18 protein-coding genes are annotated in these 23,759 nt (G+C 70.9%); 11 read left to right on the top strand and 7 right to left on the bottom strand.

The window, feature by feature from the left end:
• Positions 1 to 230: 230 nt before the first annotated feature.
• From EAT49_RS11990 to EAT49_RS11970, 5 genes are all read right to left on the bottom strand, one after another.
• Positions 231 to 857, bottom strand: a complete 627-nt coding sequence (locus EAT49_RS11990) for a queuosine precursor transporter (RefSeq protein ID WP_123642562.1) — start codon at positions 855 to 857, stop codon at positions 231 to 233.
• A 57-nt stretch (positions 858 to 914) separates the two neighbouring features.
• The gene (locus EAT49_RS11985; RefSeq protein WP_246003836.1) at positions 915 to 1,772 is read right to left on the bottom strand and encodes an esterase-like activity of phytase family protein; all 858 of its coding nucleotides are present in this window, start codon (positions 1,770 to 1,772) and stop codon (positions 915 to 917) included.
• A gap of 5 nt (positions 1,773 to 1,777) precedes the next feature.
• Entirely contained in the window at positions 1,778 to 2,716 is a 939-nt protein-coding gene (gene mepA, locus EAT49_RS11980) for a penicillin-insensitive murein endopeptidase (protein ID WP_123642561.1), read from the bottom strand.
• Positions 2,680 to 4,077, bottom strand: a complete 1,398-nt coding sequence (locus EAT49_RS11975; RefSeq protein ID WP_123642560.1) for an MFS transporter — start codon at positions 4,075 to 4,077, stop codon at positions 2,680 to 2,682. Before EAT49_RS11975 ends, mepA begins: the two co-directional genes overlap by 37 nt.
• 75 nt (positions 4,078 to 4,152) lie before the next feature.
• Positions 4,153 to 4,695, bottom strand: coding sequence for an acyl-CoA thioesterase (locus EAT49_RS11970; protein ID WP_123642559.1), 543 nt, complete (start codon positions 4,693 to 4,695; stop codon positions 4,153 to 4,155).
• Between the two features lie 131 nt (positions 4,696 to 4,826).
• Between EAT49_RS11970 and EAT49_RS11965 the strand changes: the two genes are divergently transcribed.
• From EAT49_RS11965 to yaaA, 4 genes are all read left to right on the top strand, one after another.
• Positions 4,827 to 5,114, top strand: a complete 288-nt coding sequence (locus EAT49_RS11965; RefSeq protein ID WP_123642558.1) for a YggT family protein — start codon at positions 4,827 to 4,829, stop codon at positions 5,112 to 5,114.
• A gap of 141 nt (positions 5,115 to 5,255) precedes the next feature.
• On the top strand, positions 5,256 to 7,292 hold the full coding sequence (recQ, locus tag EAT49_RS11960; RefSeq protein WP_123642557.1) for a DNA helicase RecQ: 2,037 nt from the start codon (positions 5,256 to 5,258) through the stop codon (positions 7,290 to 7,292).
• A gap of 221 nt (positions 7,293 to 7,513) precedes the next feature.
• Complete coding sequence (locus EAT49_RS11955; protein WP_123642556.1) at positions 7,514 to 7,930, top strand: hypothetical protein; 417 nt, start codon at positions 7,514 to 7,516, stop codon at positions 7,928 to 7,930.
• A 66-nt stretch (positions 7,931 to 7,996) separates the two neighbouring features.
• Positions 7,997 to 8,770 carry a peroxide stress protein YaaA gene (gene yaaA, locus EAT49_RS11950; protein WP_123642555.1) on the top strand — a complete coding sequence of 258 codons (774 nt, stop codon included), beginning with the start codon at positions 7,997 to 7,999 and terminating at the stop codon, positions 8,768 to 8,770.
• Here the strand turns inward: yaaA and EAT49_RS11945 are convergent.
• Complete coding sequence (locus tag EAT49_RS11945; RefSeq protein WP_123642554.1) at positions 8,755 to 9,636, bottom strand: DMT family transporter; 882 nt, start codon at positions 9,634 to 9,636, stop codon at positions 8,755 to 8,757. The genes yaaA and EAT49_RS11945 overlap by 16 nt on opposite strands.
• A 105-nt stretch (positions 9,637 to 9,741) precedes the next feature.
• Here EAT49_RS11945 and EAT49_RS11940 point away from each other — a divergent pair, with 105 nt between their 5' ends.
• Together EAT49_RS11940 and pbpC are read left to right on the top strand one after the other, a co-directional pair.
• A complete protein-coding gene (locus EAT49_RS11940; protein WP_123642553.1) occupies positions 9,742 to 15,165 on the top strand; it encodes an alpha-2-macroglobulin family protein in 5,424 nt (1,807 codons plus the stop codon).
• Positions 15,162 to 17,189: a penicillin-binding protein 1C gene (pbpC, locus tag EAT49_RS11935; RefSeq protein ID WP_123642552.1), complete on the top strand. Its 2,028-nt coding sequence runs from the start codon at positions 15,162 to 15,164 to the stop codon at positions 17,187 to 17,189. Before EAT49_RS11940 ends, pbpC begins: the two co-directional genes overlap by 4 nt.
• A 238-nt stretch (positions 17,190 to 17,427) precedes the next feature.
• Here the strand turns inward: pbpC and EAT49_RS11930 are convergent, their stop codons facing one another.
• Complete coding sequence (locus EAT49_RS11930; RefSeq protein ID WP_123642551.1) at positions 17,428 to 18,603, bottom strand: acetyl-CoA C-acyltransferase family protein; 1,176 nt, start codon at positions 18,601 to 18,603, stop codon at positions 17,428 to 17,430.
• Between the two features lie 221 nt (positions 18,604 to 18,824).
• On the opposite strand from EAT49_RS11930, the gene EAT49_RS11925 reads away from it, so the two are divergent.
• From EAT49_RS11925 to EAT49_RS11905, 5 genes are read left to right on the top strand one after another with little or no spacing between them, the layout of a single operon-like run.
• Positions 18,825 to 19,082 carry a hypothetical protein gene (locus EAT49_RS11925; RefSeq protein WP_123642550.1) on the top strand — a complete coding sequence of 86 codons (258 nt, stop codon included), beginning with the start codon at positions 18,825 to 18,827 and terminating at the stop codon, positions 19,080 to 19,082.
• Between the two features lie 56 nt (positions 19,083 to 19,138).
• A complete protein-coding gene (locus tag EAT49_RS11920; RefSeq protein WP_123642549.1) occupies positions 19,139 to 19,792 on the top strand; it encodes an ABC transporter ATP-binding protein in 654 nt (217 codons plus the stop codon).
• Positions 19,789 to 22,173: an ABC transporter permease gene (locus EAT49_RS11915; RefSeq protein WP_123642548.1), complete on the top strand. Its 2,385-nt coding sequence runs from the start codon at positions 19,789 to 19,791 to the stop codon at positions 22,171 to 22,173. The genes EAT49_RS11920 and EAT49_RS11915 overlap by 4 nt, the downstream gene beginning before the upstream one ends.
• Positions 22,163 to 23,191, top strand: a complete 1,029-nt coding sequence (locus EAT49_RS11910) for a lipocalin-like domain-containing protein (RefSeq protein ID WP_123642547.1) — start codon at positions 22,163 to 22,165, stop codon at positions 23,189 to 23,191. The genes EAT49_RS11915 and EAT49_RS11910 overlap by 11 nt, the downstream gene beginning before the upstream one ends.
• Positions 23,184 to 23,741, top strand: coding sequence for a pyridoxamine 5'-phosphate oxidase family protein (locus EAT49_RS11905; RefSeq protein ID WP_123642546.1), 558 nt, complete (start codon positions 23,184 to 23,186; stop codon positions 23,739 to 23,741). Before EAT49_RS11910 ends, EAT49_RS11905 begins: the two co-directional genes overlap by 8 nt.
• The last annotated feature ends 18 nt before the right edge of the window (positions 23,742 to 23,759 follow it).

Below are 23,759 nucleotides of genomic sequence, written 5' to 3'. Positions count from 1 at the left end.
TGTCCGGCGATGGACACGGCCCTCCGAAAGTTCAGGAGGTGGGGCCGGTTCAGGGTGACCCCAACGACGTGATCGCGTCCCCCGAGGGCTGCCTCAGGAGCGGACCTCCGTTGCTGTCCCGACACCTCTCTCCACCATCTTTCTAGACACTGGATCACCTCCTTTCGCTTGTTTCGCCTGGGCGCAGGCTCGCACAGATTTTGTGTATGTCAAATGAATTTCCGCTAGCATTAGGCAGGCGTTGCGAGGATGCGCCCGGTAATGAGGCGGAAGGGCACCAGCGCGACGAGGGCCACGGCAAGCTTCACGCCCCAGTCGGCCACGGCGAGCGTAAGCCAGAGCGGCGCCTCGGGTCCGACGAGCATGAACGGCGCGGGACCCTGTGCCCAGGCGATCTGTTCGTCGGCCATCGCTCCGAAGCTGAGGAACCCGGCGAAAGCGATGGTGAAGAAGAGCGCCGTGTCGACGGTGGAACCGACGAGCGAGGACACCAGCGGCGCGCGCCACCAGCGGCCCCCGCGCAGGCGCTGGAACAGGGCAACATCGACCAGTTGGGCGGTCAGGAAAGCGACGCCCGAGCCGATGGCCACCCGCAGGGCCACGGCGGGTCCGAATTCCAGCATGATCTGCGAGCCGATCAGGGAGCAGACGATCCCGACGACGAAACCCGCGAAGACCACGCGGCGGGCGGGGCCCGCGCCGTAGACGCGGTTCATCACGTCGGTGACGAGGAAGGCTATGGGATAGGTGAAGGCGCCCCAGGTCAGCAGACCGTCGAGGATCAGGAACTGGACGAGGATGTTCGAGGCCACCACGACGGCGGCCATGGCAAGGATGCCGGGCAGGATGCGGGTCATGACTGGGGTCCGTTTTGACAAGGTTGCGGCACTTGGCCCCTTTGGGGCGTGAGCCGCTTACGGGCGGGCCGTGCCGCCGTCAAGGCGGTACTCCACGATCTCGGTCTGCTGGAGCAGGTTGAAATTGTCGTCGGCTACCATCGTGAGGCGAAGAGCGCCGGTCTCGTCGCGCCAGACCGAGAGACCCTCGAGATTGTCGTGCTGCCCGACCCGGCTGACGATCACGGTTTCGGTCGTCCCGGTCTCGAGCCCGATCCGGCGGACCCGCGTCTGGAACCCGACATAGGTGAACCGCCGTTCCAGAAGGTAGAGTTCGCCGTCCGGTCCGATGTCGGCACCGACAGGGACGAAGCGCGTGGGGGCGATCCGGGCGACGACCTGCCAGCTGCCTCCCGCGAGTGTCCAGACGGGATGATGCCCGGTCGCGTCCGTCCCCTCGGAGATCGTGATGAGCGTGCCGTCCGCGGTGATCGCAAGGGCCTCGAGGCCGCGGTTCCGCGCGCCGGGGCCGAGGTCGGGAAAGGGCGCAGTGGGCCGCGCCGCAGTGCCCGGGGCGTCGTAGCTCCAGACCCGGGCGCGGCCTTCGAAGCTGACGAAAATCCGTCCGTCCGGTCCGATGGCGAGGCCTTCGCTGTCGCCGCGCATGGTCTCGCCATCGAGATCCAGAAGCGGATAGGCGTCTGCGGAGACGCCGACAATGCGCCCCTCCACCCGGTCGAGCCGGCCGCGGTAGATGACGGACCGGTCGTTGATTGCAAGAAAGTCCATGCCGTTCGCGGACAGTTCGATCCCGGAAACGCCGCCCACATGGCTGCCCTGCCAGACATGGGTGCCCAGATACTCCGCCTGCGGGGACATCACGGCCGGGGCAGGCGAAAGCGACGCGGCAAAGGCCACGATCCCGAGGAGCAGCATGAAGATCAGTTTGCAGCCACGTCGTGGCACTGGGCCGGAAGGTCGGCCATGGTCAATTCGCGGCTCGGAGCAGGCGACGGGGCGTTCGGGTCCGGTGGGGGCGGGTTCAGAATGCGGTCGACCCACTCCCGGGCTTCATTGCAGCCGTCTCCGGGCGGAGGCGGATCCTGATCGACGCATCCCGCCATGCCCGGCGGGCAGGAGAGGCGGACGTGGAAATGATAGTGGTGACCCCACCAGGGGCGGATCTTGCGCAGCCAGGAGCGGTCGCCGGTGGCATTCTCGCACATCCAGGTCTTGGCGCCCGGAAAGACGAAGATCCGGGCGACCCGAGGATCCGAGGCGGCGGCGCGCATCAGATCCATGTGCTGCGGCGTCCACTGATCGTTGACATACGCGCCCTCGGCCCGGCGGAGGGAGGTGGAGGAAATGCTCTCCCGGGCCTCGGGCGGCAGATCGAGCCTGTGCGGCGCGCGCAACCAGATATCGACGTCGAGGCCGGTCTGGTGGCTCTGGTGTCCCGACAGCATCGGCCCGCCGCGCGGCTGGCTCATGTCGCCCACGTAGAGGCCTTCCCACCCCGGCAAGGTCGCGGCGAAGCGGCTGAGGTCCTGCACGAACTCCACGGTAATGGGCTGGGCCCAGTTGCGGTTGCGGCTGAGGCGCATCGCCTGCCATGTCGGACCGGTCTCGGGCAATCGCACCGCGCCGGCCTGGCAGCCGCGCGCGAAGCCGCCGATCGCCTCGGATCGCTGGACCGAGGCGGTGGAGAGATAGCCGAACACCTCTTTGGCGATTCGCGTGTCGCCGGCGTTCACGGCCTGCGCCGTCGCGGCGGGCGCGCCGGGATTCGCGTTCTGGCTCGCGACCGTGACCGGCGATCCGCCGGTCTGGCAGGCCCCGAGTGTCAGCGCGAGGGTGAGGCCGGCGAGGATACGGACCATTCTGCTCGATCTCCGTCCTTGTCGGTCCAGCGTAACAGGAAGAGCCCCCCGAGGAAAAGCAGGATAACCGGGACGAAGCCCGCCTGCACCGATCCCGTGGCCTGTGTGAAGATCGTGATGAGAAGCGGCGCGAGGAAGGCCGTGGCCTTGCCCGAGAGCGCGAAGAGACCGAAGGCCTCGGCCGGACGGTCGAGGTCGCAGTGACGAGTCATCATCGAGCGCGACGAGGCGAACAGGGTCCCGCCGGCCCCGCCGATGGCCGCGCCGCAGAGGTAGAAGACGATGTCGGGCAGGCGCGAGCCCTCGGCCAGGGGGATGCCGAAGAAGCTCTCGCGCGACATGCCGACGATGATGCAGCCCACGGCGATCAGCACCCAGACCGACAGGAGGATGACGGGTTTCGGCCCGTGCCGCCCATCCGCGAGCCCGCCGATCCAGGCGATGATCGCGGCGGCGATTGCGGCGACGATGCCGAAGACGCCGACCTGCACCGTTTCCCAGCCCAGCACGAGAGTCGCGTAGATTCCGCCGAAGCTGTAGACCGCCGTCAGCGCGTCGCGGTAGAGCATGGAACCCGCGAGGAAGCTCGCCAGGGACGGCCGTTTCGTCAGGCCGCGGAGCGTCCGGCCCAGCTCGCGGAAAGTCGCGCCCAGCCTGACCTTCGCGCCGGGAACCGGTGCCGGGTCGCGGACCCAGAGGAAGTAGGGCACGAGGAACACGGCGAACCAGATCGCGATGACGGGGCCCACGGCCCGGGTGCCTTCGCGCGTGTCGGGATCGAGGCCGAAAGCGGGCTCGAGGCCGATCAGCGTCGTGCCAGCCTCGGTCTCGGCCAGCAAGGTCAGCATGACGGCGAGCCCGAGGACGCCGCCCCAGTAGCCGAAGGCGGTGGATGACCCGGAGATGCGACCGACCTCGCGCGGGCCGCCGAGCGAGGGCAGGAGCGCGTTGTTGAGGTTGAAGGCGCATTCGGCGGCGGTGTAGCCGATCCAGAACAGCACCAGCGCGCCGATCAGGAAGGCGCCGTCGGGCGTCAGCCCCCAGGTCGCCCAGGCGCAGACCACCCCGATCAGGCAGAAGGCGGCAATCCAGGGCACCTTGCGGCCCGAACTGTCGGCCATGGCGCCGAAGATCGGCGCCGTGAAGGCGATGAAGAGGCCCGAGACGGTCTGCGCGGAGGACCAGAGGCTCTGCGCCTCGGCATTCGCGGCCTGCCGCTCGAGCCCCTGGCCGACGAACCAGTCGGCGGCGACCGCTGCGAAATAGGGGGAGAAGATGAAGGTCAGGCCCAGGGTCGCGTAGGGCTGTTGCGCCCAGTCGAAGAACATCCAGCCCCAGATGCGCCGCTTCGAAACCTGCATTGTCCTGCCCCGCTCGCCCGGCGCGATCAAAGGCGATCCGATCCCGCCGCACAAGCGCCATGGGCGCGCCACTCGTTATTCCGAGTTCGTCATCGGCGGCCAAGGGCGCTGTTCCTCGGCCGCGATCCAGGCCGCTACCCACGGGGGCGGAGGGAGATCGGGGCCGGTGTAGCCCATGGCCTCGAGGGCCCGCGCGGGCGGCACGATCCCGTCCTTGCCGACGATGGCGGAGCGGATCAGGACATGGCCGGCGCAGTCGCCGCCCGACGTCCACATGGATTGCTCGACATACAGGAAACGTGCGTCCCAGCCCACCCCGCGGGATCGCATCTCGATCCGGTCGAAGACCCGGACCCGGCGGCGATAGCGCGTCGTCGAGCCCGCGACGGTCAGCCCCCAGCCCTCGCGTTTCAGCGCATCGGTCAGGCCGATGCGCCGCGCCATGGGAAGGCGCCCGAGATCGTACAGAGTGAGGGCCCTGCCGTTGTTCAGTTCCCACCAGATATCGAGATCCCAGGGCCAGCAGATGTGACGGGATACATGGGTGTCGGTCAGGCCGAGCGGGGGATCATTGCGATGCCTGGCGAGCTGCGTGAAGAGACGAAAGACCGGGTACATGGACAGCCGTGGTTACCTCGCCAGTCCCCTGATGCACGACCGGGTCGGCGTCAACCTGCCGTCCCGGCGGGGATTGCCCCGGACGTCGGCAGCGCTTAGGTCGCGTGCGGACAGGTGACGAGGGACCGCCGATGCAATCGCTTTATGAAATCCTGATGCTCATCCTCGGGGTGGCGCGGTTCTTCATCATCGTGCATTTCGTCATGTCCTGGCTCATCAGCTTCAACGTGTTGAACGTCCGCCAGCAGCTCGTCGGGCAGATCTGGTACGGCCTGAACCGGCTGCTCGACCCGATCTACGATCCGATCCGGCGTATCCTGCCCAACATGGGCGGCATCGACCTTGCCCCGCTGGTGGCGCTGATCGGGATCTACGCGATCGAGATCATACTGCGAAACAACATCGCGCTCTTCGTCTGACATCGCGCCCTGGGGGGCGGTGTCGGAACCTCCGGCGGGGACACTTCGGCCCGGAAGGATCCCGGGTCTTGCGCGCCGGAGGCTGGCGTGGGACGTCTGGCTTAACGAGCAGATAACCACGGTCGGGGCAGGGTTTCGGGGATGGACCCTCAGGCGATACTTCGCGACGTTTTCGGATTCGATGTCTTCCGCCCGGGGCAGGAGGAGATCGTGCGCGCCGTGGCGGCGGGCGAGAACACGCTCGCCATCATGCCCACGGGCGGCGGCAAGTCGCTCTGTTTCCAGCTGCCCGCGCTGCTGCGGGACGGCGTGACTGTGGTCATCTCGCCACTCATCGCGCTGATGCGCGACCAGGTGCGCGGGCTGCGGGAGGCGGGCGTCGCAGCGGGCGCGCTGACTTCGGGCGACACCGAGGAGGAACGGGAGGCGGTCTGGCATGCGCTGGAGCAGCGGCGGCTGAAGCTCCTCTACATGGCGCCCGAGCGTCTTGCCTCGGCGGGAGCGCAGGGGATGCTGCGGCGGATCGGCGTCGGGCTGATCGCCGTGGACGAGGCCCATTGCGTCAGCCAGTGGGGCCACGATTTTCGCCCCGATTACCTGCGGATCGGCGCGCTGCGCGAGGCGCTGGGCGTGCCGCTGGCGGCCTTTACCGCGACGGCGGATGCCGAGACGCGTGAGGAGATCGTCCAGAAACTCTTTGCGGGAGTGCGGCCCAGGGAGTTCCTGCGGGGATTCGACCGGCCGAACATCCACCTCGCCTTCGCTGTGAAAGACCAGCCCAGAAGGCAGATCCTCGCCTTTGCGGCGGGAAGAAAGGGCCAGTCGGGCATCGTCTATTGCGGCACCCGTGCCAAGACCGAAAGCCTTGCCGCCGCGCTGGCGCAGGAGGGTCATCCGGCCTGCTGCTATCACGGCGGGATGGAGTCGGAGGCGCGGCGCGAGGTGGAAAGGCGGTTCCAGCAGGAGGACGGGCTGATCGTCTGCGCGACGGTGGCCTTCGGCATGGGGGTGGACAAGCCCGACATCCGCTGGGTGGCCCACGCCGACCTGCCGAAGTCGATCGAGGCCTATTACCAGGAGATCGGCCGCGCGGGCCGGGATGGCGCGGCTGCCGAGACGCTTACGCTGTTCGGGCCGGAGGACATCCGGTTCCGCCGCACCCAGGTCGACGAGGGGCTGGCGCCGCCGGAGCGGAAGGCGGCGGATCACGGACGTCTCAATGCGCTGCTGGGGCTGGCGGAGGCGCTGGACTGCCGGCGGGCGACCTTGCTAGGGTATTTCGGCGAGGCGGTGGAGACCTGCGGGAACTGCGACCTCTGCGACCGGCCTCCGGAGGTGTTCGACGCGACGACGCCCGTCAGGATGGCATTGTCGGCGGCGCTGCGGACGGGGGAGAGTTTCGGCGCGGGGCACCTCATCGACATCGTCATGGGCAATGCGACCGACAAGGTGACCCAGAGGGGCCATGACAGCCTGCCGACCTTCGGGGTGGGCAAGGAGTGGTCGAAGGCGGAGTGGCAGGCGGTGTTCCGGCAGATGATGGGGCGCGACCTGATGCGGCCCGACCCCGAAAGGCACGGCGCGCTGAGGATGACCGAGGCGGCGCGGCCGATCCTTCGGGGGGAGGAGAGCGTCCGCCTGCGGCGCGACACGATCCGCGCCGCGAAGTCGGAGCGGCAGGTGAAGACGCTGGTGGCGGAGGAGGATGCGCCGCTCCTGTCGGCGCTGAAGGCGAAGCGACGGGCACTCGCGGAGGCGCAGGGGGTGCCGGCCTATATCATCTTCAACGACCGGACGTTGATCGAGATGGCGGAGGTGCGGCCGCGCGATATCGACGCGATGGCGCGGATCGGCGGAGTGGGGGCGAAGAAGCTGGAGAGCTACGGGCGCGCGTTTCTCGAGGTGATCGCGGGCGAGGCGGAGCGGCTGCATCCGGCGCGGGCAAGGCTCGCCGGGCGGAGCGAGGGGGCGCTTTTCGACCGGCTTCTGGCGGTGCAGGCGGAGCTGGCGCGGGGCGAGGACGGGACCGGCAAGCCGATGAGCTGCTCGGCCTCGGCGCTGGCGAAGGTGGCGCAGGTGCGGCCGAGGGACGTGGACGGGCTCGCCCGGCTCCTGGGAGAGCGTCAGGCGGCGCGGTTCGGGCCGGCCTTTCTGGAGGTGCTTTCGGAGGCCGGGTGAGGCGTTACACGATGAAACGGCCTCTAACTGTCTGATTCTAGAAATAAAAAATGGGTAATTGCGATTTCGGGCCGCGGCCTCGGGGCGGATGTGCGTGGGGCTCTGCCCCACACCCCGGGATACTTCCGGTCAGAAAAGAGCGGGCCAGGGGTGGAATGGCGGCGGGGGATGGACCCTCGGGCCGGGCCGGACGTTGCCCGGGAAACCATCCGGAGGACATCATGGCCGATCACGAGACATGGCTGAAGAAGACGTTGGCGGACATCCTCGGCGAGGATCGCGGGCTCCCCGACTATGCCATCGACGCGTTCCGCAAGTTCGGGCCCGAGGATCTCGACGAGCTGAGGCGGAACGAGCGGCAGGCGGTGATGCAGGCGATCAAGGCAAAGGCCCATGAAAGCCGCGACAGCCGCGGCGGAGGGCTGGGCGAGGGCGCCGGGCGGCCCGCCTGGACGGAAGGCGACATGGACTGGGCGCTGAGGGCGGCGAAATCGGCGCTGGAGGCGGAACCTGCCGGGAAGAGGAGCGAGAAGGCGGAGGCGCTGCTGGCGGATTGCGAGTGCCCTTCCGCGACCGGGCCGAACCCCGGGCAGGACACCCGGACGGCGGGCGAGATCGGCGAGGGCCGCAAGCCCTGAGCCGCGCGTCTTGACCTCTCCGGGCGGGGCCGTAGGTCTCTGCCGGGGACGCACGGAGAGGACAGGATGCTGACGGTCATATCGCCCGCGAAATCGCTGAACGAGGAGCCCGTCGCGGTGACGCCGACGGAGCCTGTCTTTGCCGGCGAGGCGCTGAAGCTGGCGAAGACCGGCCGCAACCTGACCCTGAAGGACCTCAAGGGCCTGATGGACCTGAGCGACGATCTGGCCCGGCTGAACCGCGATCGGTTCAGGGTGTTCAAGGCAGCCCCGGCGAGGGCCGATGTGAAGCCCGCGGCCTGGCTCTTTGCCGGGGATACCTACCAAGGGCTCGAGGTGGCGACGATGGACGCGGACGCCCTGCGCTGGGCGGACGATCACCTGCGCATCCTGTCGGGGTTGTATGGTCTTCTTGCGCCGCGGGACGGCATCCAGCCCTACCGGCTGGAGATGGGCACACGGCTCGCGACGCGGCGCGGCAGATCGCTTTACGAGTTCTGGGGCGACCGGATCGCGAAGGCGCTGAATGCGCAGGGGGAGAAGGTGGGCACCGGCTGGCTCCTGAACTGCGCGAGTCAGGAGTATTTCGCCGCGGCCGACCATCCGAAGCTGAAGCTGAAGGTGATCACGCCGGCCTTCTACGAGGAGAGGGGCGGGAAGCGGCAGATGATCAGCTTCTTCGCCAAGAGGGCGCGGGGCGCCATGGCGCGGTTCGCGCAGGAGGTGCGGGCGGAGGGCCCCGAGGCGCTGCAGGCGTTCGAGACGGGCGGGTATCGGTTCGATCCCGAGGCGAGCTGCGAGCTCAAGCCGGTGTTCGCCCGGCCCTATCCCGAGGTCTGAGATGGACGGCCGCCACGGCCTTGGGGCTTTCTCAGGGAGAGGGCGAGGCCGCCCAGAACGAGGAGGGCGGCCAGGGCGAAGCGGGCGGTGACCGGTTCCGACAGCAGCAGGGCGCCGCCCGCCGTGGCGATGACGGGGACGGTCAGTTGCGCCACGCCGGCCGTCGTGGCGGCGAGGCGGGGCAGGAGGGTGTACCACAGCGCATAGCCCAGACCCGAGGCCAGCGCGCCCGAGAGCGCGGCAAGAACAGCGCCCGCGGGGTCGATGCCAGGGGAGAGAAGCAGCCAGAGAAGAAGGGCCGGTGGCGCGGCGAGGGCGAAGTTCGCGGCGGTTTCCGGAAGGGGATTTGCGGCGCGGCGGCCGGCCAGCGAGTAAAGGCCCCAGCCGAGGCCCGCGGCGGCCATGGACAGGGCGTGCGGCAGGGAGGGCGCCGCGGCGCCCGAGGGCCAGAGCAGGACGGCGAGGCCCAGAAGCGCGATGGCGGCGCCGAGCCAGTGCAGGCGGGGGACCGGCTGGCGGGCGAGGAGCGCGCCCGCGAACATGGTGATCTGCACGCAGCCGAAGAGGATCAGCGCGCCGAGGCCGGCGTCGAGCGCGGCATAGGCGAGCGAGAAGCCGAAGACATAGAGCGACAGGGTCAGCACGCCCCGGGTCCGACCGGGGGCGATCAGGGGTGCGCGGGCGCGGACCAGCACCATCAGCAGCAGGGCGCCGGAGATCAGCCGGACGGCGCCGAAGGCCACGGGGTCCGTGCCGCCAGCCACGGCGATCCGGTTCAGCACGGAATTGGCCGCGAAGGCGATCATGGCGAGGGCCAGGAGCGCGGCGAGGCGACCGGGGTGGGGGCGGGAGAGGGCGGCGGACATCGTGTCTCCGGGCTCGGGCGCAGGCGCCGCGTCTACAGGGGAATCGTTGCCAGCGCGCCCGGGCGGAGTCAGACTGCGCGCATTGTGACCAAGGGAGATTGCCCGATGATCCGGTCGATCCTGATTGTCCTCCTGTCAATTCTGCCCGTCCATGTCACGGCCCAGACCGATCCGGTGCCCGACCGGCGCGTGGCGATCTCGCGCAATGTGGATTTCTTCGGCGCGGACCTGGCCAGTATCTTCGACACGACGCTGGATGCGTGCCAGGCGGCCTGTTTCGCCAATCCGGAGTGTACGGCCTTCACCTACAACCAGCGCAACGGGTCGTGCTTCCCGAAGGCGGGGGTGAGCGAGGTCACGTTCTACGACGGGGCGGTGTCGGGGCGCCTTTACGAGACGGAGCCCGCCGTGCTGTCCGGCGCGGGGGAGAAGGCCGCGCGGCTGGAGTTCCTGAGGGAGGGCGATCTGGCGGCGGCGCGGGAGCTGGGGCGGACGTTGGGGCGGCTGCATTCGACGGACGAGACGGACCCCGGGCAGTACGTCGCGCTGGCGGAGATGCGACGGCAGGAGGGCGCGCTTTACGATGCGCTGCGCTTCACCGGAGCGGCGCTGGCGCCGACGGATGCGGCCGATCTGTGGATCGATTACGCGGACCTCGCGCTGGCCGCGCCCATCGGAGACGCGGACGAGCGGCGCAGGGTGAGGGCGCGGGCGCTGCCCGCGGCGGTCAATGGCTACCTGAGGGCGGAGAGCGCCGCGCAGGAGCACACCGTGCTCGCCGTCATGGCGGAGGCGCTGGAGCAGGACGGGCGCGGGCGGCAGATGATCGACGCGCTCAGGCTGGCACAGGAGGCCCAGTTCCGGCGCGATACCGAGCTGCGGCTGGAGGAGGCCATCGGGCGTCACGGGTTCCGGGTGACGGGGACCGATGCGGAGAGCGATTCGGCGATGCCGCGGATCTGCGCGGAGTTCTCCGAGGTTCTGGTGCAGGCGGGGGTGGATTACGGGACCTATGTGCAGTTGCCCGACCAGTCGCTGACGGTGGAGGCGGAGGGCGCGCAGCTCTGCATCGACGGCGTGGCTCACGGGGAGCGGTATCGGGTCGTGCTCCGCGAGGGCCTGCCGGCCGGGAGCGGCGAGGTGCTGATCCGGCCGGTGGAACTGACGATGTACGTGCGGGACCGGAGCCCGGGGGTGCGGTTCGAGGGGCGCGGCTACGTGTTGCCGCGGACGCCGGACGCGGGGCTGCCGCTGACCTCGGTCAACGTGGGGGAGGTGGGGCTGGCGCTGTACCGGGTGCCTGACCGGAACCTCGTGCGGACGATGCAGGAGGGGTTCTTTCCGGGGCCGGTCTATGACTGGCAGGAAGGGTACGTGGCCGATCAGCTGGGCTTGCCGCTCTGGGAGGGGACCGCGGAGGTGAGGCAGGAGCTGAACCGCGACGTGACCACGCGGCTGCCCATGGCCGATGCGCTGGAAGGGGAGGCGCCGGGGCTGTTCCTGTTGCAGGCAAGGGTGCCGGGGCGGGACGACGAGCAGGCGGCGGTGGCGACGCAGTGGTTCGTGCTGACCGATCTGGGACTTGCGACCATGGCGGGCACGGACGGGCTGACCGTGTCCGTGCGCGCGCTGGGCGATGCGGGCGCCGCGGAGGGCGCGGCCGTCTCGCTGGTCAGCGAGGGCAACGCGGTTCTGGGCGAGGCGGTGACCGGGGAGGACGGGATCGCGCGGTTCGACGCGGGGCTGACCCGGGGCACGGGCGCGGCGGCGCCTGCGCTGGTTCTGGCGGAGCGGGACGGGGACATGGCGTTCCTGTCGCTGAGGGGGCCTGCGTTCGACCTGTCGGACCGGGGCGTCGAGGGCCGTGCGCCGAGTCCGCCCATCGACGTGTTCGTGGCGACGGACCGGGGCGCCTATCGTGCAGGGGAGACGATCCATGTCACCGCGCTGATGCGCGATCCGGGGACCGTGGCGGTGGAGGGCGTGCCCTTGACGGCGATCCTGACGCGGCCCGACGGAGTCGAGTATTCGCGGCATGTCTCGGTGGATGACGTGGCGGGGGGGCATGTCTTCGCGCTTCCGGTGGCGCCGAGTGCACCGCGGGGCGTCTGGTCGGTGGCGCTGCATGCGGACGTGGACGACGCGCCTCTGGCGCAGCAGAGCGTTCTGGTGGAGGACTTCCTGCCGGAGCGGATCGACGTGGAGCTGACGCTGGCCGAGACGCTGCGGCTGGGGGATGTGCCGCCGCTGGAGGTCCGGGCGGATTACCTTTTCGGCGCGCCGGCCGCCGGGCTCGATGTGGAGGGCGAGGTGGTCCTCCGCTCGGCCGCCGCGCTGGAGGGCTTCCCGGGCTACCGATTCGGACGGCACGACCAGCCGTTCTCGGCGCGGGCGCAGGGGCTCGGCGACGGCTGGGTGACGGATGCCTCGGGAGCGGTGACGGTCGACCTGCCGATCCCCGAGGCCGATGCGGGCGGGCGGCCCCTGTCCTTGCAGGTCATCGCGCGGGTGCAGGAGCTTTCGGGCCGCCCCGTGGAGAGGCGGGCGGAGGCGCAGGTGCTGCCGGACGGGCCGATGCTGGGCATCCGGCCGGCCTTTGGCGAGGATGTGCTGGGCGAAGGCGCGACGGCGGAGTTCTCGGTGCTTGCGCTGGGACCTGACCTCGAGCCCGTGGAGATGCGGGCGGAATGGACGGTCAACCGGGTGACGACCGAGTACCAGTGGTATTCCGTCAACGGCGCCTGGAACTGGGAGCCCGTCACGCGGCGCGAGCGGATCGCGGCGGGAGAGATCGCGCCGGGGGCCGCGCCGGCGCAGATCGCGGTGCCGGTGGACTGGGGTCAGTACGAGCTGATCGTCGAGCGGCTGGGCGGGGAGTACCTTGCCGCCTCCACGGAGTTCCATGCGGGCTGGTACGCGCCGGCGGACAGTTCCGACACGCCGGACACGCTGGAAGTGTCGCTCGACGCGGAAAGCTATGCGGTGGGCGACACGGCGGAGTTGCGGGTGGTCCCGCGGTATGACGGCACGGCGCTGGTCAGCGTGATGTCGGACCGGGTCATCTCCATGCAGGCGGTGGAGGTCAGCGAGGGGGAATCGATCATCCCGCTGGAGGTCACCGGGGAGTGGGCGCCGGGCGCCTATGTCACGGTCTCGGTGATCCGGCCCATGGACGCGGAGCAGGAGCGCAACCCGGCGCGCGCGCTGGGGCTGGTCCACGCTGCCGTCGATCCGGGCGACAAGCGGCTCTCTGTCGCGGTGGAGGCACCGGACACGGCGATGCCGCGCGAGCCGCTGGAGGTCGCCGTAGCGGTGAAGGGCGCCGCGCCGGGCGAGACGGCCCATGTGACACTGGCGGCGGTGGATGCGGGCATTCTGAACCTGACGGGGTACGAAAGCCCCGATCCCTCCGGGCATTACTTCGGGCAACGGCGGCTCGGCGTGGAGATGCGGGATGTCTACGGGCGTCTTCTCGACGGGATGACGGGGGAGATCGGGCAGCTCCGCTTCGGCGGGGACGGCGGCATGGCGCGACGGATGCAGTCGCCGCCACCCACGGAGGAACTGGTGGCCTATTTCGAGGGCCCGGTGACGGTGGGCGCGGACGGTCGCGCGCGGGCTGTGTTCGACATGCCGTCCTTCAACGGGACGGTGAAGGTGATGGCCGTGGCCTGGACCCGGAGCGGGGTCGGACAGGCCGAGGCCGAGGTGCTGGTACGCGATCCGGTGGTCGTGAACGTCACCGTGCCGCGGTTCATGGCGCCGGGCGACGAAAGCCGCATGCTGATCGAAGTGACCCATGCCTACGGACCCACGGGCGCGGTGGAGCTGCGGGCCGAGGCCCAAGGGATCGAGCTGCCGGTGCAGGAGGCCTCGGGCGAGGTGGGCGAGCGGACGGGATTCGTCACGCGCCTGCCGCTGCGCGCGGGCGCGGCGGGGCTGGCGGAGATCACGCTGACCGCGGTGACGCCCGACGGGCGGGAGCTCAGGAAGGACCTCTCCGTTCCGGTGGAGATGAACGACCCGGAGGTGGCGCGGACCTCGCGCTTCACCCTGGCCTCGGGGGGGACCTTTACCTTCGACGACGACGCATTCGCCGGGTTCCGGGACGGCACGGGCACGGCCACACTGTCGGTCGGGCCGCTGGCGCGGTTCGACGCGCCCGGTCTTCTTGCGATGCTGGACCGCTATCCCTACGGCTGCACCGAGCAGGTCACCAGCCAGGCCCTCCCGCTTCTTTATTTCGACCAGGTGGCGAGCGCGATGGGGCTGGCGGAGGCCGAGGAGACCCGCGAGCGGATCGCGGGCGCGATCGGCGCGATCCTCGCCAACCAGGCGCGGAACGGGGCATTCGGCCTGTGGGGAGCCTATTCGGGGGACCTGTGGCTCGATGCCTATGTGACGGATTTCCTGTCCAAGGCGAAGGCGCGGGGGCATGACGTGCCCGAGGTGGCCTTCGGCATGGCGCTCGATAACCTGCGGAACCGGGTGAACTACTATCCTGACTTCGATCAGGGGGGCGCGGACCTGGCCTATGCGCTGCTGGTGCTGGCGCGGGAGGGCGCGGCGGCCATAGGGGACCTGCGGTACTACGCCGACGAGAAGGCGGAGGCGTTCGGAACGCCGCTCGCCAAGGCGCAGCTGGGCGCCGCGCTGGCCCAGTACGGCGAACAGCGCCGGGCGGATGCGATGTTCGCGCGGGCAAGCGCGGAGCTGACAGAGCGGCTTGCCTCCGAGGAGACGATGGGCTGGCGGGAAGATTACGGCACCGACCGGCGCGACGCCGCCGCGGTGCTGACGCTTGCGGTGGAGGCGGGATCGGCTGCGGTGGATACCGGACGACTGACCGATGCGGTGGCGCAGGGGGGCCGCGCCTCGACCCAGGAGGCGGCCTGGACGCTGATGGCGGCGCATGCGCTGATCGACGATCTGCGGGACACGGGTGTGTCGGTGGACGGCGCCGCGCCCGAGGGGCCGCTGGTATTCCTGAGAGAAGACAGCGTCGCGGCGGCTCCGGTGCGGTTCGGGAACACGGGCGCGGAGACCGAGCTGACGGTGACGGCCTTCGGCGTGCCGGAGGTGCCGCCCGAGGCGGGGGGCAACGGCTATGCCATCGACCGGAGCTGGTTCACGATGGAGGGCGAGCCGGCGAACCCGGACGGCGTGGCTGTGGGCACACGGCTCGTCACGGTGCTGACGGTAACGCCCTTCGGGCGACAGGAGGCGCGGCTGATGGTGGACGACCCGCTGCCGGCCGGCTTCGAGATCGACAATCCGAACCTCCTGCGGTCGGGGGACATGTCGGGGCTCGACTGGCTCGAGACGGTGGAGCCGCAGACCGCGGAATTCCGGCAGGAGCGGTTCCTTGCGGCGGTGGATCACCTGTCGGACGCGCCGTTCCGGCTGGCCTATGTCGTGCGGGCGGTCTCGCCCGGCGCGTTCCATCTCCCGGCGGCGAGCGTGGAGGACATGTACCGGCCCGAGATGCGCGCAAACACCGCGGCCGGGCGGGTGACGATCGTGGAATGAGGCGGGCGGGCCTCACCTTTCTTGCGGTCGCGGTCCTGCTTTACGGGCTGGGCGCGGGCAGAGACGCCTTTGACCGCTGGGTGCTGGCGACGCCGCTGCCGCCCTTGACGGCGGAGACCTCGGTCGAGGTGCTGGACCGCGAGGGGGAGCTCCTGCGGCCGTTCCTCGTGGCGGACGGGCGCTGGCGGCTGGCGGTCAGGCTCGACGAGGTGGACCCGGCCTATGTCGACATGCTGGTGCGCTACGAGGACAAGCGGTTCTGGACCCATCCCGGCGTCGACGTGATCGCCATGGGGCGCGCGGCGGTGCAGGCGCTGCGCTACGGGCGGGTGGTGTCGGGCGGCTCGACGCTGACGATGCAGGTGGCGCGGCTGCTGGAGGACGGGACCACCGGGCAGATGGACGGCAAGCTGCGGCAGATGCGGCTGGCGCTGGCGCTGGAGCGGCACCTGACGAAGGAGGAGATCCTCACGCTCTACATGAACCGCGCGCCGTTCGGCGGGAATATCGAGGGAGTGCGCGCGGCGAGCTATGCCTGGCTCGGCAAGCCGCCGCGGCGGCTGACCCCGGCGCAGGCGGCGCTGCTGGTGGCCCTCCCGCAGAGCCCCGAACGGCGGCGGCCGGACCGGGATCCGGAGGCCGCGCAGGCGGCCCGGGACCGCGTGCTGATGCGGATGGCGCGCGACGGCGTGTTGCCGCCGGCCGAGGCCGAGGCCGCGCTCACGGAAGGCTCGCCCCGGGGGCGCAACGAGTTCCCGGCGCTGGCGGCGCACCTCGCGGGGCGGCTGGTGGAGGAGGCGCCGGACGCGGGCGTCCATCGCACGACCCTCGATGCGGGGCTGCAGGCGGGGCTGGAGGCGCTGGCGGCGGAGGCGGCGCGGGAGGCCGGCGCGCGGATGCAGGTGGCGCTGATCGTGGCGGATCACCGGACGGGCGAAGTGCTGGCGCAGGTCGGATCGGCTGGCTACGGCGACGCGCGGCAGGGGTTCGTGGACATGACGCGGGCCCTGCGCTCTCCGGGCTCCACGCTGAAGCCGCTGATCTACGGCCTTGCCTTCGACCGGGGGCTGGCGCATCCCGAGACGCTGATCGCGGACCGGCCGGTGAGCTACGACGGCTATGCGCCGCGGAATTTCGACGGGATGTTCCGGGGGGAGCTGCGCGTCCGGCAGGCACTGCAGCTGTCGCTCAACGTGCCGGCGGTGGCGCTCCTCGAGGCACTGGGGCCGCAGCATCTGCTGACGGCGCTTCGCCGGGCGGGGGCGGAGCCCGCGCTGCCCCAGGGTGGCGCTCCGGGCCTTGCCGTGGCGCTGGGCGGCGTGGGGCTGACGCTGGAGGACCTGGTGCGGTCCTATGCGGCGCTGGCCCATGGCGGGCAGGCCGTGGACCTCCGGACCGGGCCGCCCGCCGAAGAGTTCGTCGCCCGGCCGCTGATGGACCGGGCGGCGGCCTGGCAGGTCGCCGACATCCTGCGGGACGCGCCGAGGCCGGAGGGTGTCCTCGGGACAGGGATCGCGTTCAAGACCGGGACCTCCTACGGATACCGGGACGCCTGGGCGATCGGGTTCGACGGGTCCCATGTGGTGGGTGTCTGGATGGGCCGGCCGGACGGAACGCCGGTACCCGGCATCTCGGGCAGGGCGCTGGCGGCGCCGGTGATGTTCCGCGCCTTCGCCCATGTGGCGCCCGAAGCCGAGCCGCTGCCGCCTCCGCCGCCCGAGACGCTGATCGTGGGCGCGGGGCGGCTTCCCCAGGCGCTGCGACGGTTCGGCGGGTCGGCGGCGGAAGCGGCGCCGGCGGTGGCCATCGCCTTCCCGCCCGAGGGCGCGGTGGTGGAGGGGCGCGGCCTGACCGTGAAGCTGCGGGACGGGCGCGCGCCCTTCGCGGTGCTGGCCAACGGCGTGCCGGTGGCGCGCGGCCATGGCCGGGAGGTGGAGATCGCGGAGCTGGGCCGGGGTTTCTCGACCGTCACGGTGATCGATGCGGACGGGCGGGCGGCGCGGGTGTCCGTCGAGATGCGCTGAGGGGTTTCGCCGCGCTTCGCGCGTCGATCCGCGCGCCTTCGGCGCGGGAGGGGGCGTTTCCGGCCTTCGGCCGGCTCCGGGCGATCGGGAACGGCCGGCCGGGACCGGCGGTTTCGCGCCTGCGGCGCGACAGGGGGCGCTGCCCCCACCGGCGAAGGCCTGCGGCCTTCACCGCCCCCGGGATATTTCCGGCCAGAGAACCGGGGAGAGGCGAACCGGTTCGGGCGTTCCGCGCGGGTCAGGGGCGCTCGAGGGCGAGGGCGATGCCCTGCCCGCCACCGATGCACATGGTGACGAGGGCGCGGCGGCCGCCGGTGCGGGCGAGCTCGTGAAGCGCCTTGACGGTCAGGATCGCGCCGGTCGCGCCCACGGGGTGTCCGAGCGCGATGGCGCCGCCATTGGGGTTTACCCGAGCGGGGTCGAGACCGAGGGCCCGGCTGACGGCGAGCGCCTGGGCGGCGAAGGCCTCGTTCGATTCGATGACGTCGAACGCATCGGCCGTCAGACCGGTGCGGTCCAGAAGGCGCTCCACGGCGGGGATCGGGCCGAGCCCCATGACCTCGGGGCGGACCCCGGCGATGGCATAGCCGGTGATCCGGGCCAGGGGCGTGAGGCCGCGGGCCTCCGCGGCTTCGGCGCGGGCCAGGACGAGGGCGGCGGCGCCGTCGTTGATGCCGCTGGCGTTGCCGGCGGTCACGCTGCCGTCCTTGCGGAACACCGGGCGCAGGGCGGCGAGGGCCCCGAGGCTCGTGGCCTTAGGGTGTTCGTCGGTGTCGATGCGCACCGGACCCTTGCGGGCCTGTTTCTCGACCGGGACGATCTGGCCCGTGAAGCGGCCCTCGGCCATGGCGCGGGCCGCGCGGGACTGGCTCTCGAGGGCGAAGGCGTCCTGATCCTCGCGGCCGATGCCGTGTTCGGCGGCGACATTCTCGGCGGTGACGCCCATGTGTCCCGTGCCGAAGGGGCAGGTGAGCGCGCCCAGCATCATGTCGAGGGCCGTGACGTCGCCCATCCTGGCGCCCCACCGCTGGGCGGGGACGATATGGGGCGCGCGGCTCATGCTTTCGGCGCCGCCCGCGACGGCGACGTCGCAATCGCCGAGCATCAGGGACTGCACGGCGGAGACGATGGCCTGGGCGCCGGAGCCGCAGAGGCGGTTGACGTTCAGCGCGGGTACGGTGTCGGGAATGCCCGCGGCCATGGCGGCCACCCGGCTGAGGTACATGTCGCGGGGTTCGGTATTGATCACATGACCCATGACGACCTGCCCCACCGAACCGGGGTCGAGGGAGGCGCGATCGAGCGCCGCGCGGATCGCCGCGGCGCCGAGGTCGGACGGCGGCACGTCCGCCAGCCCGCCGCCGAAGCTGCCGATGGGCGTGCGCGCCCCGCTCAGGATCACGATGTCCGCCATGGTCTGCCTCCCCCTCTGCGCGTCCACCGGCAGGATAGCCGGCGCACCGGCGGAGGACAGGGGTGTTTCGTCCGGGAGGGCGGCATCAACCGCGGCATTCCGGCATCAGGTCGTGGCCTGTGAACAACATCACGGATTGACCCGGGACCGCGTCGGGCGGAGATGTGGCGACGCCCTGTCTGCGCGGGGCGGCTGCTGTCATCCTGTCCGGGAAGGGTCCCATGACCTGGCCTGTCGTTCTGTTTCTCGCCCTTCAGGGCGTGTTCTTCCTCGCGTGGGTCTGGCTTGCGTTCCACACGCTGTTCCGGCTGCGGGCGATGGCCGCGGCCCGGTCGGGGCGGGTGTTTCCGGGTCCCGCGCACATGTTGACCAGCGTGTCCGACTGGATCCGCGATCCGGCGGAGGCGGAGCGGCGGAGGCTCCTCGTATCCACCACGGCGGTTCTTCTGGGGCTTTCCGCGGTGTCCGCGATCACCTGACTTTCCCTGCGTCCGGGCCGCGTTAGGTCCGTGGTAGAGGCAATCGGGCGGACCCTGTGCTGACGGTCGACACCATCGTGAAGAGCTATCCGGGGGCCGAGGGGCCTGTGCCGGTCCTGCGTGGCGTGTCCCTGAGCCTCGGGCGCGGGGAAACTCTGGCGCTGACGGGCGAATCGGGGTCGGGGAAATCGACGCTGCTGCACCTCGTGGCAGGGCTGGAAGCGGTCGACTCGGGGACCATCACCGTGGACGGCATCGCGCTGGAGGGGCTGGGCGACCGACAGAGGGCGCGGCTGCGTCGGGAGATCGTGGGGGTCGTCTTTCAGCAGTTCAACCTGATCCCGTCGCTCGATGTGGCGGGGAACATCGGGTTCCAGGCGCGGCTTGCGGGGCGGCACGATCCGGCGCGGGACCGGGAGCTCGCCGAGAGGATGGGGCTTGCGCCGCATCTGGGGAAGTATCCCGAGCAGCTTTCGGGCGGTCAGCAGCAGAGGGTCGCCATCGCGCGGGCGCTGGCGGCACGGCCCGGCCTCGTGCTGGCGGACGAGCCCACGGGGAACCTGGACGAGGGGACGGCGGAGGCGGTGATGGCGCTGATGCGGGACCTTGTGGCCGAGACCGGGGCCGCGCTGCTGGTGGTGACCCATTCGGAGCGGCTGGCGGCCACCATGGGCCGGCGGCTGCATCTGGAGCGGGGCGTGATCCGGTGAGGCGGGAGGGGCTGCGGGTTCTGCTGTCCCATTGGCGGCGGGCGCCGGTGCAGCTGGTGACGCTGGTGCTGGGCCTCGCGCTGGCGACCGCGCTCTGGTCCGGGGTGCAGGCGATCAATGCCGAGGCGCGGGCGAGCTATGACGCCGCCGCGGCGACGCTGGGCGAGGGGACCTTCGCGCAGGTGGTGGCGGCGGACGGCGGGGACATGGCGCTCGAGGATTACGTGGCGCTGCGCCGGGCGGGCTGGCTGGTGAGTGCGGTGGTGGAGGGCCGGCTGAACGGCGTGCGGATCGTCGGGCTCGACCCGCTGACGGCGCCGGGGGGCCTCGGGCCGGTGGAGCTCGATGGCGGCGCGGAGGTGGGACGGTTCCTCGGCGGCGAGGGGCAGGTCTTCGGCACGGCGGAGGCGCTGGCGGCGCTGGGGCATGTGGCGCCGGAGAAGGTGCTGTCGCCCGATGTCGCGCCGATGACGGTGATCACGGACCTGTCGGTGGCCTGGCCGCTCCTGGGCATGGAGGGGCGGGTGAGCCGGATGATCGTCGCCGATGTCCAGCCACTGGGGAGGCCCGCGCTGGCGGAAGTGGCGGAGGGTCTGTCGCTGAGGCCCGCGCAGGCGGCGGGCGATGTGGACCGGCTGACGGACAGTTTCCACCTGAACCTGACGGCCTTCGGCGCGCTGAGTTTCGCGGTGGGGCTCTTCATCGTGCATGGCGCGGTGGGGCTGGCCTTCGAGCAGCGGCGGCCGCTGGTCAGGACGCTCAGGGCACTGGGGATGCCGCTCCGGCTGATCATCGGGCTGATGGCGGCGGAGCTTCTGGCGCTGGCGCTGCTCGCGGGGGGGATCGGCGTGGCGCTGGGCTACGTGATCGCGGCGGCGCTGTTGCCGGATGTGGCGGCGACGCTGTCGGGGCTTTACGGCGCACAGGTGTCGGGGGCGCTGGAACTGCGGCCCGTCTGGTGGCTGTCGGGGCTGGGGATCGCCGTTCTGGGCACGGCCGCGGCGAGCGCCGGGGCGCTGTGGCAGATCGCGCGGATGCCGGTGCTGGCCTCGGCGCGGCCGCGGGCCTGGGCCATGGCGAGGGGGCGGGGTCGGATGGTGATTCTTCTCGGCGCGATCGGGTTGCTGGTGCTGGCAGGGGCGCTCTCGGCCGCGGGATCGGGTCTCGTCGCGGCCTTCGGGGCGCTGGCGGCGCTGTTGATCGGGGCGGCGCTGGCGCTGCCTTCGGTTCTCGATCTTGCGCTGAGGCTGGGCGCGAGGGGCGCGACGCGGCCGGTGGCGGAGTGGTTCTGGGCGGACACGCGCCAGCAACTGCCGGGCCTGTCGCTGGCGCTGATGGCGCTCCTGCTGGCGATGGCGGCGAACGTGGGCGTGTCGACCATGGTGTCGTCGTTCCGGCTGACCTTCACCGGGTTCCTCGATCAGCGGCTGGCGTCGGAGCTCTATGTCTCGGTGGACAGCGGCGCGGAGGGCTCGCGGCTCGAGGCGTTTCTCGAGGGCCGGGCGGAGGCGGTTCTGCCCATCGTGTGGGTGGATCGGTCCGTGGCGGGCATACCCGCGGAGATCTACGGGACGAGGGACCATGCGACCTACCGCGACAACTGGAGGTTTCTCGATGCCGTCGAGGCGCCTTGGGATGCGGTGTTCTCCGGCGAGGGCGCGGTGGTGAACGAGCAGCTCGCACGACGGGCCGGACTGGCTCTGGGGGACGAGATCGCGGTTGGACCGGACGCGGCCCTGCCCGTGGTCGGAATCGTGGGCGATTACGGCAACCCGGTGGGGCAGGTGATCGTCGCGCTGCCGCTGTTCGAAGAGCTTTATCCCGAGGCGGAGGCGACATCCTTCGGCCTGAGGACGGACGATCCCGAGGCGCTGTCGGAGGCGCTTCGGGAGTTCGGGGTTCCGGAAGGGGACACGATCGACCAGGCCGCGCTGAAGCGGTTCTCTCTCGACATCTTCGAGCGGACCTTCACCGTGACCGGTGCGCTGAACGTGCTGACGCTGTCGGTGGCGGCCTTCGCGATCCTGATGAGCCTTCTGACGCTGGCGGCCCTGCGCCTGCCGCAACTGGCGCCGGTCTGGGCGCTCGGGCTGACACGAGCGGAGCTGGGGCGGCTGGAGCTTTTGCGCGCGGTGCTGCTGGCCGCGCTGACGGGACTCATGGCGGTGCCGCTGGGGCTGGCCCTGGCCTGGGTGCTGCTGGCGCAGGTGAACGTGGCGGCCTTTGGTTGGCGGCTGCCGATGTATCTGTTTCCGTTGGATTACGGGCGGCTATTGGTCTTTGCGGTGGCCGCGGGGGCGCTGGCGGCGCTCTGGCCCGCGCGCAGGTTGGCGAGGACGCCGCCCGGCGTGCTGCTGAAGGTGTTTTCCAATGAACGTTAGGGTTCTGTTGGTGTTTCTGTGGCCTTCTGTCGTGGCGGCGCAGGGATTCGCCGGGCTTGGAACAACAGTGGAGGGGTATGACGATCCGGTCCCGGATCCGGTGTTCGACTTTCCCGCCGATCACGGCGCGCATCCGGGCTACCGGATCGAGTGGTGGTATGTCACGGCGAACCTGACGGCGGAGGACGGGCGGGACATGGGGCTGCAATGGACGCTGTTCCGCACGGCGCTCGCCCCCGGGGGGGACGCGGCGGCGCAGGTCTGGATGGGACATGCGGCGGTCACCACGGCGGAGGCGCATTTCGCCGTGGAACGGTTCTCGCGCGGGGATGTGCCGACGGCGGGTGTGACGGCGGCGCCGCTCAAGGCGTTCATCGACGATTGGGCGATGGCGGGGGAGACGCTGGACGAGGTGCGGCTGACGGCCTCGGCGCCGGAATTCGCCTATGACGTGACGCTGAGGGCGGAGGGGCCGCTGATCCTTCACGGGGAGGGCGGCTATTCCGTGAAATCCGACGAGGGGCAGGCGAGCTACTACTATTCGCAGCCCTTCTATGCCGTGGAGGGGGTGCTGAGCCTGCCCGGCGAAGACGTGGCGGTGACCGGGAGCGCCTGGCTCGACCGGGAGTGGTCGTCCCAGCCCCTGAGCGAGACCCAGGAGGGCTGGGACTGGTTCTCGCTGTCCTTCGAGGGGGGTGACAAGCTGATGGGCTTTCGCCTGAGAGAAGGGGGAGAGGAGGGCTATACCTACGCCACCTGGATCGGCGCGGGAGGCGAGGAGTTGGTGCCCTATGCGCGGGCTTTCGAGGCGGAGGCACTGGAACGCGCGACCGTCGCGGGGCGACAGGTGCCCGTGCGCTGGCGGGTGCGGCTGCCCGAGCGGGGTGTCGACGTGGAGGTGACGGCGCTCAATCCGGAGGCCTGGATGGGCCTGTCCTTTCCCTACTGGGAAGGTCCGGTCAGGGTGACCGGCAGCCACGAGGGGCGCGGGTACCTGGAGATGACAGGGTATGAATGACGCGCCGGAGACCTTGGACGGGTTTCTCGACGCGGCCTGGCAGAGGCTTGGGCGCGGTGCGGCGGATGCGAGATCGCCCGCGCGCTATCCGGTGCTGGCGACGGTGAGCCCCGACGGCTGGCCCGAGGCGCGGACGGTGGCGCTGCGTGCGGCATCGCGGCAGGGGGCGACGCTCGAGGTGCACAGCGACGTGGCAGCGGCCAAGGTCGCGGCGCTGAGGGCGGATGCGCGGGCCGCGCTGCACGTCTGGGACCCGCGGGTCCGGCTGCAGATCCGGGCGCAGGGCGCCGTGGAGATCGTCGAGGGGGTCGCGGCGGGGCCGCGCTGGGCGAAGGTGCCGGAGGGGTCGCGGGCGACCTACGGGAAGCGGCCTCCGGCGGGGGAGGAGATCGGGGGAGCGCTCGAGTACGAGGTCCTGGCGGAGCGGGAGAGCTTCTGCGCGCTGGTGCTGCATGTCGCGACGCTGGACCTGTTGCATCTGGGCGAGCGGCACCGGAGGGCGATGTACGACCGCGAGAGCGGTTGGCGGGGGCGCTGGCTCTCGCCGTGAGGGCGCGGTAGGCGGTGG

Origin of the sequence: Histidinibacterium lentulum, assembly GCF_003789055.1 — a bacterium.
Lineage (GTDB): Bacteria > Pseudomonadota > Alphaproteobacteria > Rhodobacterales > Rhodobacteraceae > Oceanicola > Oceanicola lentulus.
Note: the sequence above shows the minus strand (reverse complement) of the source record. Positions and strands in the feature narration are given on the sequence as shown.

Coding starts and splice junctions, on each gene's coding strand:
- EAT49_RS11955 (WP_123642556.1), top strand. CDS start 7,514: ATGGCCGATCACGAGACATGGCTGAAGAAGACGTTGGCGGACATCCTC.
- EAT49_RS11990 (WP_123642562.1), bottom strand. CDS start 857: ATGACCCGCATCCTGCCCGGCATCCTTGCCATGGCCGCCGTCGTGGTG.
- EAT49_RS11930 (WP_123642551.1), bottom strand. CDS start 18,603: ATGGCGGACATCGTGATCCTGAGCGGGGCGCGCACGCCCATCGGCAGC.
- EAT49_RS11910 (WP_123642547.1), top strand. CDS start 22,163: ATGAACGTTAGGGTTCTGTTGGTGTTTCTGTGGCCTTCTGTCGTGGCG.
- EAT49_RS11975 (WP_123642560.1), bottom strand. CDS start 4,077: ATGCAGGTTTCGAAGCGGCGCATCTGGGGCTGGATGTTCTTCGACTGG.
- yaaA (WP_123642555.1), top strand. CDS start 7,997: ATGCTGACGGTCATATCGCCCGCGAAATCGCTGAACGAGGAGCCCGTC.
- EAT49_RS11970 (WP_123642559.1), bottom strand. CDS start 4,695: ATGTACCCGGTCTTTCGTCTCTTCACGCAGCTCGCCAGGCATCGCAAT.
- EAT49_RS11945 (WP_123642554.1), bottom strand. CDS start 9,636: ATGTCCGCCGCCCTCTCCCGCCCCCACCCCGGTCGCCTCGCCGCGCTC.
- EAT49_RS11985 (WP_246003836.1), bottom strand. CDS start 1,772: ATGCTGCTCCTCGGGATCGTGGCCTTTGCCGCGTCGCTTTCGCCTGCC.
- mepA (WP_123642561.1), bottom strand. CDS start 2,716: ATGGTCCGTATCCTCGCCGGCCTCACCCTCGCGCTGACACTCGGGGCC.
- pbpC (WP_123642552.1), top strand. CDS start 15,162: ATGAGGCGGGCGGGCCTCACCTTTCTTGCGGTCGCGGTCCTGCTTTAC.
- recQ (WP_123642557.1), top strand. CDS start 5,256: ATGGACCCTCAGGCGATACTTCGCGACGTTTTCGGATTCGATGTCTTC.
- EAT49_RS11940 (WP_123642553.1), top strand. CDS start 9,742: ATGATCCGGTCGATCCTGATTGTCCTCCTGTCAATTCTGCCCGTCCAT.
- EAT49_RS11905 (WP_123642546.1), top strand. CDS start 23,184: ATGAATGACGCGCCGGAGACCTTGGACGGGTTTCTCGACGCGGCCTGG.
- EAT49_RS11965 (WP_123642558.1), top strand. CDS start 4,827: ATGCAATCGCTTTATGAAATCCTGATGCTCATCCTCGGGGTGGCGCGG.
- EAT49_RS11925 (WP_123642550.1), top strand. CDS start 18,825: ATGACCTGGCCTGTCGTTCTGTTTCTCGCCCTTCAGGGCGTGTTCTTC.